This window comes from Winogradskyella immobilis (assembly GCF_021887715.1).
Classification (GTDB): Bacteria; Bacteroidota; Bacteroidia; order Flavobacteriales; family Flavobacteriaceae; genus Winogradskyella; species Winogradskyella immobilis.
Genome location: NZ_JAIQXX010000004.1, coordinates 208,902 through 219,678 on the forward strand (window position 1 = coordinate 208,902; position 10,777 = coordinate 219,678).

The 10,777-nt window shown below is 31.2% G+C and carries 6 protein-coding genes; 4 read left to right on the forward strand and 2 right to left on the reverse strand.

From position 1 onward, the window contains the following. Window positions 1-2 precede the first annotated feature (2 nt). On the reverse strand, window positions 3-2,372 hold the full coding sequence (locus K8Z87_RS04980) for a ribonuclease HII (protein ID WP_227476379.1): 2,370 nt from the start codon (window positions 2,370-2,372) through the stop codon (window positions 3-5). Window positions 2,373-2,404: 32 nt separating this feature from the next. After that, complete coding sequence (locus K8Z87_RS04985) at window positions 2,405-3,007, reverse strand: ribonuclease HII (protein WP_227476380.1); 603 nt, start codon at window positions 3,005-3,007, stop codon at window positions 2,405-2,407. Between the two features lie 204 nt (window positions 3,008-3,211). Between K8Z87_RS04985 and K8Z87_RS04990 the strand changes: the two genes are divergently transcribed. From K8Z87_RS04990 to K8Z87_RS05005, 4 genes are all read left to right on the forward strand, one after another. Further along, window positions 3,212-6,256, forward strand: a complete 3,045-nt coding sequence (locus K8Z87_RS04990) for a SusC/RagA family TonB-linked outer membrane protein (protein ID WP_227476381.1) — start codon at window positions 3,212-3,214, stop codon at window positions 6,254-6,256. Window positions 6,257-6,267: 11 nt separating this feature from the next. After that, the gene (locus tag K8Z87_RS04995; RefSeq protein ID WP_227476382.1) at window positions 6,268-7,764 is read left to right on the forward strand and encodes a RagB/SusD family nutrient uptake outer membrane protein; all 1,497 of its coding nucleotides are present in this window, start codon (window positions 6,268-6,270) and stop codon (window positions 7,762-7,764) included. A gap of 19 nt (window positions 7,765-7,783) precedes the next feature. Continuing rightward, window positions 7,784-8,584: a hypothetical protein gene (locus K8Z87_RS05000; protein ID WP_227476383.1), complete on the forward strand. Its 801-nt coding sequence runs from the start codon at window positions 7,784-7,786 to the stop codon at window positions 8,582-8,584. A gap of 117 nt (window positions 8,585-8,701) precedes the next feature. Next, entirely contained in the window at window positions 8,702-10,618 is a 1,917-nt protein-coding gene (locus tag K8Z87_RS05005; RefSeq protein WP_227476384.1) for a putative porin, read from the forward strand. The last annotated feature ends 159 nt before the right edge of the window (window positions 10,619-10,777 follow it).

Here is a 10,777-nt window from a genome sequence, read left to right on the forward strand (position 1 = left end):
ATTTAATTCAACTTATAAACAATAATGGTTTTGTCATCACTTTGAGTTATAAGTTCTAAACCTCTGTTTTTATCAATATTGTTTAGTGTAGCAGCAGATGTGCCATAAACAGGAAAGTTGGGTATTGGTTTTGCTTGGCTGTCAAACAAATACACCTTTTTAGCTTGTAAATCCGTGGTGCTTATATAGATTTTATCGTTGAGGTAAAATATTTTTGGATTTGTATACTCACCAAAATCTAAATCTATAGATCTACTTTTTATATGAAGCGTATTGTTAGACAAGTTAACAAGTGTTTTGCTCGTAGCTTCAACACTATGATTGTTGTCTGTTGTTAATGGTTTTATATTAATTTTGCCTTTGGTATCTACCTGTACTAACTGACCTGAAGCATTAGTCGTTGTAAACTTGTTTTGATACAAAAAAACAGCATTACCCGAAAAAGAAATATCTTCGTTTACATGAACTCGAGTTTTGCCTTGACGATTAAGAACTTCTAGTGTTTTACCTTGAGTAAAAACAATATAATCTTTACGGCCAATTCTAAAATGTTTAGGCTGTGAAGAAATGGTATTTGTAGCTTTGGCATACTTAAAACCATTGATGCGCTTTCCTTTAACATCATACATTAATAGGTTTTTATTTTGCGTCACTAAAAGTCTGTAGTTCTTTTTGTTATCATAATCAAAAACAGAAAGTGGTTGTGTAATTTGATCATTAAATTTTAAAGGGAAAGTATCGACGTCTTTTCCATTACGGTCAATAACATAAACTCTATTTGTAGTTGCAAATGCTAATTGTAATCTGCCGTTTTTATAAATATCAATTTGTTGAATATCCCCAAGTATTTTTCCCTGCAATTGTTTTTTCCAAAGAATATTACCATTATTAGAAATTTGATATAAGATATTGTTGACGTCTTGCACAACAATATCTTGAGCTTTTGTAATATGATTTTTCACAGTTTGTGGAGCAATAATAAGTTCTGAAGGTAATATTGTAGAAAAATCTTCGGTTATAGAATTAGCAACGCCTCGTTTTTTATAGGCTTTAAAAACTCCATTAATATGTGCAAAATTAGTATCATAAATAAATTGAACAACATTGGTATTGAACGGGCTTGATGTATTATCTAATAATGCATTTAAACCTTCTTCATTTTTATATACTAAGTATGAAGATTCATCAGCCAAATCATCAGCTATACTTTTAAAACTATCAGAATTGCTTAACGTATTGTTGTTTAACTTATTTGTAATTATAGATTTAAGAGATTCTATAGAGTTAGAGAAGACAGCGAAGTTTTCTAAAACAAAAAAATAATCTGTTTGAGAGTATGAAATAAAAGGTTCTAAAAATTGATTAAAAAAATTAGAATCTTCAAAAGAAAAAATATTTACCGTTTTATAAGTCTCAATACTTGGGTTAGAAACTAATGTTTCAAAGATTAAATCAGAATCTAAGCCGTATAGAGCAAGCGCATTTTGGTTTTCAAACTCAATGAAACCAATTTCAGTACTATAGTTTAAAATGCTAGAGACAGAATCTTTAGGTGTTAGTTTGATAGTTGAAAGATTTGTGGCAAATGTTTCATAATCATCAAAAGCAATACGTTTTATAGAAGAAGCGTTTGCAGGAATAATCTCAGCAAGTTTAAATTCTTGAGGAATCGTGTTTTTAAAATTATTAATTAAATGCAAGGTGTCATTGCTTTTTGTAATGCCGTTATATTTGGAAGCATTACTTTCAAAGACAAAATCTAAAATTGAATATTCTGTAAAATTTGATAGAATTGAATTTAAAAATAAGGTGTTTTCCGTTTTTGGTTGCTCCTTATATATATAGGTAACAGTTTTTTTAGAATCAGAAATTTCTAATAAATCAGTTAATGCTTCATTTTTGTAATTCGGCGAACTATTTTTTACTAGCTCTAAACTAGAAGAACCAAAAAACAAACTGTCTATTAGAGTATGATATAGTGTATCCTTATTTATAATTGATTTATAGATTTGAGACTGAGCTAGTTTTTTTGTTGAATTATTAGGTGTAGAATCTAGAATGACTAATCCAATAGAATTTTTTGTAATATAAGAGATGTTGTAATCAGCATTAGAAGAGTCAATAGTGACAAATAAATCTTCTGTTGGGTTTAAATGATTTAAAATGTTGGATATGCTTTCAGTATAACGATTATCAATTTCTGAAAGTATTGAATTCCCTTCTAGCGCATTTTTAAAATCATTGATAGCATTAACTTTAATTATAAGACTAGAATTGCTCGGAATTAAATCGACAATTTTTATGTCGGTATTATAATTGTCAGAACAAGACAAAATCAAAACACCTATAATAAGGAGTATACATTTTTTCATTCAACACAAAATTTATTACAAATATAAAATAGTCATAAATCTAACTGGTATTGTTCTGGTAGTAATTTAAATGATTTTCGATGATATTTTGTTGTGCCATATTTTTTAATGGCTTCTCTATGTTCTTTAGTTGGGTAACCTTTATTTTGTTTCCAATTATACATCGGAAACTCTAAATGTATTTTCTCCATGTATAAATCTCTATAAGTTTTGGCTAAAATTGAAGCCGCAGCTATGCTTAAGTATTTACTATCTCCTTTAATAATGGTTTTATAAGGGATGTTTTTATATGGTTTGAACTTGTTACCATCTACAATAATATAATTAGGTACTGGTTTTAATTTCTCAATAGAAAGGTGCATCGCTTTAATTGAAGCATTAAGTATATTAATACTATCTATATCTTCTTGAAATATATTTGCTACTCCATAACATATAGATTCTGATTCTATAATAGGTTTTAATAATAATCGCTTTTTCTCAGAGAGTTGTTTAGAATCGTTAAGAATATTGTTTTCAAAATTCATTGGTATTATTACTGCAGCTGCAGTAACTGGTCCAGCCAAACAACCTCTGCCAGCTTCGTCTGTGCCGCATTCTAAATCTATTTCAGAAAATCTGTTTTTTAGTGCCATATTATATAGTGTAGAAAATTAATTCTAATTATTAAAAAACCAGTAGAATTGACTGGTATATTTTTATTCAACAACATAATAAATATAAAATTGCCAGATTATTAAGTTTTATGCGAGTTTCTTTAACATTTTTTTATGTGAATCACTTGGATATTTAATATTTTATTAAGATGTTTGCGCTAGACTAACTCAAATAATTGTTTTATGAAATTAAAGTTAACATGGTTATTAACGCTATTTATGGCGTTTGTAATGCAGCTTTCTTTTGGACAAGAGAAAGACATTACAGGTACAGTTACTGCAGCTTCCGATGGTTTACCATTGCCAGGAGTTACAGTGCTGATTAAAGGTACCGCTACAGGTACATCAACAGACATTGATGGTAAGTATTCTATCAAAGCAAAAGCAGGGGACATTTTAGTGTTCTCATTTGTCAGTATGAAAACTACTGAGAAAACAGTAGGATCTAGTAGTACAATTAATGTTGCAATGGCGGATGATATTGCTTCATTAGATGAAGTTGTAATTACAGGTTATTCTACAACTACAAAAGCAAAATCAAGTGTGTCATCTGTAAGAGTCTCTAGTGAGACAATAGAAAACAGACCTAATGCGAGTTTTGTTCAAACGTTATCTGGTCAGGTGCCAGGTTTGAATATTACTACAAGTAGTGGGCAGCCAGGTGGTAACTCTTTAGTGCAGCTTCGTGGTGTAGGTTCTATTACAGGTGATACAGAACCATTATTTATTATAGATGGTGCGCCAGTAGATCAGGATAATTTCCGTTCATTAAATCCACAAGATATTTTATCGGTGGATGTATTAAAGGATGCGGGTGCAACAGCAATTTATGGAAATAGAGGTGCAAATGGTGTAATTGTTATTAAAACACGTCAAGGTGGTTTTAACGAAGGATTGAAAATCAATTATAACGGTTTTGTGGCATATAGTTCTTTACAAGATGATGATTATGATGTTTTAGGTGCTCAAGACTTATTACGTTATGAGCGAAGTAGAGGTAATGGTGCAGGTGCAGGTAACAGTAATAGTTTGTTTAACCCTGGTAATGGTACGCCATTGACTGATGCGCAAATAGCAGCAGCACCAAACTTTAACTGGACAGACTTTTTCTTCCGTACAGGTGTTACGCAAAGTCATACCGTATCTTTAAGTAGTGGTGGAGAAAATTCATCACAGTTTACTTCATTTGGTTTTAATGATACAGAAGGTATTTTAGTACAATCATCATTAAAGCGTTTTAACATTCGTTCAAATATTACAGGGAAATCATCAAATGGAAAGTTTAATTATGGAACTAACTTAACGTTAAACTATTCTGATTCAGGTGAGCCAAATAATATTGGTGGCGGTGCGATTAACCGTAACTTTGTATTAGGAGCGTTACAATCAGTGCCATATCTTACACCAGAAGATTACACTAATGGCGCAGCATTATTAGCACCACTATCTTTTACTAATACACCATTATTCTTATTAGATCGTGTAGAAACGTTTACTCGTGTTGATGAAGAGGTGAGATTAATAGGTAGTGCTAACTTTAGTTATGCACTTTCAGATTGGTTAACTGCTAATTTATTAATGTCTGGAGATTATCAGGCAGCACAGAATTTACGAGCAGAGGGACCAACATCATTTAATGCATTATTATTTGGTGGTGCTGAAAACCCAACTTCAGGATTCCAACAGCAAAATAACCCAAGAACGTTTGCTTACAACCAAGTAACTTCATTAAATGCTAGTAAAACTTATGGTAAGCATTCTGTTGATGTAGGATTATATACAGAATATTTTAAAACACATTTTAGAACATTTGGATTCTTCCAAAATGGATTAGATCCAAGAACGTTCTCGCCAGGTGATGGTTCAGGTTTTATACCTGTTGCTCTTGATCCAGCTTCAGGTGGTATTATTTTTAATGATAACCCTAATGCTGATATTATTAATACAGGATTATTCTCATACTTTGCATCAGCAGATTATGATTATGATGAGCGTTTTGGTGGTTCTGCAACAATACGACGAGATGCTTCATTTAGATTTGCTGCATCTAATCGTTGGGCAACATTCTGGTCTGTATCTGGGCGTTGGAATATTTCTAATGAAGCTTTTATGGAGAATTCAGTATTCAATAACTTAAAGTTAAGAGCATCATGGGGTACAGCAGGTAATCAAAACATTGCAGCTCCAGTTGATGCAACTGAAGACTTTTTTGCTACAGGATCAGGTTATGGTAATGCCAACTCAATATTCTTAGCACAGATAGGTAATAGAGATTTACAGTGGGAGACTACTGAGCAGGTAAACATTGGTGTTGACTTTGGGGTATGGAATAATAGATTAAGAGGGTCATTAGATGTTTATGAGCGTGAGACTTCTGATTTATTTCAACAGACACCATTATCAGCAACTGTAGGTTTTACTTCACAGCCAGCAAACACAGGTTTATTAACTAACCGAGGTTTTGATTTACAGTTAGATTATGATATCATTCAAGCTAAGAATCAAGGTGATTTAAGAGTTTCTGTAGGTGTGGTTGCTAACTTTAACGAAACTGAATTAGATGAACTTCCAAATTCAGAAGGTGAAATTATTGGTTTAGGTAGAAACGGAGGTCGTTTAGGTGAATACTTCACTTTACGTTATGCTGGTATCAATCCAGCTAATGGGGAATTATTATTCTTAACAGCTGATGGAGATGTTACAGAGAACCCAAATGCTGATACAGATCGTGTATGGTTAGGCAAGAATATCATTCCAGATTGGAATGGTAGTTTTAATCTTAATGTAGATTACAAAAACTTTTTCTTTACTACTCAGTGGAACTATGTCTTAGGTGTTGATCGTTTTGATAATGACTATGCAGGTTTTATTAATGAGGATAATGTTGGTCAATTTAACTTTTCAGCAGATATCTTAAGAGCATGGACACAACCAGGTGATATTACAGATATCAATTCGCCAACGGCAACGAACAGAAATACATTTGCATCAACTAGATTCTTAAGAGATGCGAGTTACTTACGCTTGAGATTTGCATCATTTGGTTATAATTTCCCATCTAAATATTTAGAGAACACAGGAATATCAAGTGCAAGAGTATTTATCAATGGTGAAAATTTATTCACTTTCACAGAGTGGAGAGGATTTGATGCTGAGACAAGAAGTAATGGATCAAGAGAATTCCCTACACCAAGAACAATTTCCTTTGGTTTTGAATTAGGAATATAAAAAAATAGAATATGAAAAAAATAAATAAAATAATATTTGTCGGACTCTTAGCAGTGCTAATGGGTTGTAACGACGCAATAGATATCAGACAACCTGGTCGTTTAGATGCTGCAAATGCATTTACTAATGTGGAAGATCTACAGTTAGGTTTGTTAGGTATATATGCACAATGGGATTTAACCCCAGAGATCGCCTTAGCCTCTAATTTTTGTGATGAGGTTTCTATTGGATTTGACAGTGGTGGGCAAGGTTTAGCATTATATGGATTTCAGTTGAATCCAGCAAGTGCAGCAGGGTCTAACTTCTGGGTAAGGAACTTTGCATTTAACAATAGAGCATCGATTTTAATTGAGGCTGCTAATAGTTTATCATCAGAGATTGATGCAGCAGATCAGGCAGAGTTTAATAATATCTTAGCACAAGCACATTTTTTAAGAGCTTATGCAAACCACGAGTTGTTATTATATTTTAGTACTGATGTAAGAGATGATTCAACATTGGCAGCGCCAGTGATTGATTTTGTTCCAGGATTAACATTCCAACCGCTTAGAGATACCACAGGTGATTTATGGGCATATATCAATTCAGATTTAGATTTGGCATCAAGTTTATCTAATGTACAATCAGATGTAACTTTTATCTCAAGAGATGCTATTACAGCATTTAGAGCACGTTTAGCTATGGAAAGAGGAGATTATCCTACTGCAGCTTCATTAGCTCAAGGCCTATTGAATTCTTATCCAATAGCAGACAGAGATCAATATCAATTAATGTTCTTAGATGCAGATAATACAGAAATTATTATGAAGTTGGAAAGAACTCCTAATGACCCTTTTGATGGACAAGGAGCTACAGGATCAGTAAATGCAGGTGGCTGGGCAGGAGCTCGTTTTGCATTTGTTGATGCAACATTAGCAGGTTCACCATATTTTGAAATGGATAGAAATGTATTTAATATGTTAGATCCAGCAGATATTAGATTTGATGTTAACGTAGCACCAACTTCAGTGATTAGTGGAGATTTTGATAATGATCCAGATCCTGTAAATAATGATATTTTAGTAATTCAAAAATATCCAGGTTCAGAAGGACAACCATTAATGAATGATTTAAAAGCGTTTAGATCTTCAGAGATGTTATTGATCTTGGCAGAGTCAAGAGCAGCTATGGGTAACTTTAGTGGTGCAGCAGAATTAATACAACAATTACGTACAGCACGTTTTGGATCGGCTCAACCGCTTCCTGTTTATAATTCAATGCAAGAAGCTTTTGCAGGTGTTTTAGATGAGCGTCGAGTAGAATTAGTATTTGAAGGACACCGTTATAAAGATTTAAAACGTATAGGTGTAGCAGCAGGACGAGGTATTGATAGAAACATGATTGATTGTTTAGGGCAAGGAAATGCTTGTACTTTATCAGCAGATGATTTTAGATTTACATTACCAATTCCAATTGTAGAAATTAACGGTAATCCAGCTATAGGTGCTGAACAAAACCCTGGTTATTAATTTTTAAATAACAATAATTATGAAAAAAAACATATATAAATTATTTATACTGTGTATTCTCTCTTTGAGTTTCACAGGATGTGATGAAGATTTAATAGTATTTGATGTAGATAATGGCCAAACTTTGGTAGCTTTTGCTTCAGCAAGTGCAGATTTACCTATAGAAATTAACAGTACAGGTAGTGTATCAATACCAATTAATTCTACAACTAGATCTTCATCTGATAGAACTATTATGATTAGTGTTGATCCTAGTTCAACAGCTAATCCTAATGCATACAGCTTTAATAGTCAAGTTGTAATACCAGCTAATGAGTTTACAGGAACCTTGGTTATTAATGGTGTTGATGATATGGTTGAAACGACACCAGAATCTTTAGTATTATCTTTATCTGGTGGTGATATTAATGGATCTAACATTAATATTAGTGTATTTCAAGTTTGTCCAGTGCCAGAAACATTTGGAGTCGGTAATTATATGTTAACATCAACAGGAAATCTTCTTTTTGGTACTGATGTATTACAGCCAGGTTCAGTTTTTAATGTTACGGCCAGTGGTTTAACTAGACAGTTCTCTTCTCAAGATTTTGCTGGTTTCTGTGCGGGTACTTTAAATACATTCTCATTAAACCTTGTGTGTAATGAAGTATTAGTACCAGATACAGAGACGACTTGTAATTGTGCAGATAACAATTTATTTACAAATGGTAGTGTTAATGGTACGTATGATCCTAATGATGATTCAGTTCTAACTTTTTCGATGATAAGAAATTGTGGAGGAAGTAGTGTAGAGAATACATTTACATTTACTAGACAGTAAATAATAACATATTATTATATTAAAAGCCTTACTATTTTAGTAAGGCTTTTTTTGTTTATAATAGAATGGAATAATTTTCGTTTAAAAATCATACTTTTGTTGATTAAGAATATATAAATGAAATTTTTTAAATCGAGAATAATTTTTATTGCTTTTTTATTGGTTCATGTTTCGTTTTATGCGCAGCCCAGTAATGTAAAAACATTACCAAAAAACAATAAAGCTAATATTGAATTATATAATATTGTAGATTTAAAAAACGATTCTACATACGTAGATACTACACTAACAATTAAAAAAGATTATAAATATAATTATCTTAGAAAAGATAATTTTAATCTTATCCAATTTGCTAATATCGGGCAAACCTATAACACTTTAAGTTTTGATGCTTCTTCTAATAAAACGTTACCATTATTTGGTGCAAGAGCGAAGCATTTTAATTATATGGAAGTGGATGATATAAATTATTACCATGTGCCAACACCATTAACAGAATTATTTTATAAAACAGCTTTTGAGCAAGGACAAGTTTTAGATGCTTTTTTTACAGTTAATACGTCTAAACAATTTAATTTTTCAATAGCCTATAAAGGACTAAGGTCTCTAGGAAACTATGAAAATGTATTAACAAGTACAGGTAATTTTAGATTTACAACAAATTATAAATCTAAAAATAATCGATATAATATGCGTGGGCATATTGTAACTCAAGATCTATCTAATCAAGAAAATGGAGGTCTTAGTGATGCAGATGTTGAGCGCTTTATTAATGGTGAAGAAGAAGTTTTAGATCGCTCAATATTTGAACCTAACTTTGATAATGCCGAAAATATATTAGAAGGAGAAAGATTTTATTTAAACCATCAATACAGTCTAATAAATAAAAAAGATTCTCTGTCTAACAATAAATTATCTATTAATAATATTATTTCTTTTGAAGACAAATTTTATCGATTTACACAGTCTAATGTAGAAAGTAGTTTCTTTGGTAATGCATTTACTAATGAAATTAATGATGAAGTGACATTAGAACACTTTTATTCAGAGTTCGGAGCTATATATAGTAACAATATATTGGGCAATTTTGCATTTAACATCAATTATACAGATATTAATTATGGTTATGACAGCTTAGTATTATTAGAAGGAGAATCTATCACTAATAGAATAAAAACGAGTTTCATTGGTTTTAATGGCTCATATTCTAAACAAATTGGTAAATTAAAAATTGATGGAAGCATAGGTGCTAACCTCTCTAATAATATAGAAGGAAACTATTTAGATACAGCTATTAGTTATAATTTATTTGAAGATATAAAACTAAGAGGAAGTATAAATATAAATTCAAGGCTTCCTAACTATAATCAATTATTATATCAAAGTGATTACATAAATTATAACTGGGATAATCAATCTGAGTTCGATAATATAAATACGCAACAGATATCATTAAGTCTTTTGTCTGATAAATACCTTAACGCTAATATAGATATATCTAATATTGACAATTACACGTTTTTTAATCTAGTAGATACTGTAGAAGGTGTTAATGTTATAAGACCTGAACAGTATAATGAATCACTTCAATATTTAAGAGTTAAATTACAAAAAGAATTTAAGCTAGGTAAGTTTTCATTAGATAATACTATAATGTATCAAAATGTTACTAGTAGCTTAGATGTGTTAAATGTGCCTGCATTTATAACTAGAAATACATTATATTTTACAGACGATATATTTGATAAAGCATTAAAATTTCAAACAGGTATTACGTTTAATTATTTTTCTGAATATAATGGAAATGGTTACGATCCATTATTAGCTGAGTTTTATACTCAAAATGAAACTGAAATAGGAGGTTTCCCGCGATTAGATTTTTTTATTAATGCAAAAATTCGTCAGACAAGAATATTCCTTAAAGCAGAACATTTTAATTCGTCATTTACAGGTTTTGACTTTTTCTCAGCTCCGAATAACCCATATAGAGATTTCAATGTGAGATTCGGACTAGTTTGGAACTTTTTCATATAATTTCTTTACTTTTTAATAAAACCTCCATTTAAGTTTTTCACTGATATTCTAAATGTTTCACTGATACATTTATGATTTTTTGATTGATAAAAGTATTAGTGTATGAGGGATTAAAGTGTAAGAGGGTATTGAGTTAAGTAGGTGTGTTAGGTTTATATT

What these genes read in the sequence shown, in the direction of transcription:
- K8Z87_RS04980 (WP_227476379.1), bottom strand. Translation starts at nt 2,372, where the DNA reads ATGAAAAAATGTATACTCCTTATTATAGGTGTTTTGATTTTGTCTTGT.
- K8Z87_RS04985 (WP_227476380.1), bottom strand. Translation starts at nt 3,007, where the DNA reads ATGGCACTAAAAAACAGATTTTCTGAAATAGATTTAGAATGCGGCACA.
- K8Z87_RS04990 (WP_227476381.1), top strand. Translation starts at nt 3,212, where the DNA reads ATGAAATTAAAGTTAACATGGTTATTAACGCTATTTATGGCGTTTGTA.
- K8Z87_RS04995 (WP_227476382.1), top strand. Translation starts at nt 6,268, where the DNA reads ATGAAAAAAATAAATAAAATAATATTTGTCGGACTCTTAGCAGTGCTA.
- K8Z87_RS05000 (WP_227476383.1), top strand. Translation starts at nt 7,784, where the DNA reads ATGAAAAAAAACATATATAAATTATTTATACTGTGTATTCTCTCTTTG.
- K8Z87_RS05005 (WP_227476384.1), top strand. Translation starts at nt 8,702, where the DNA reads ATGAAATTTTTTAAATCGAGAATAATTTTTATTGCTTTTTTATTGGTT.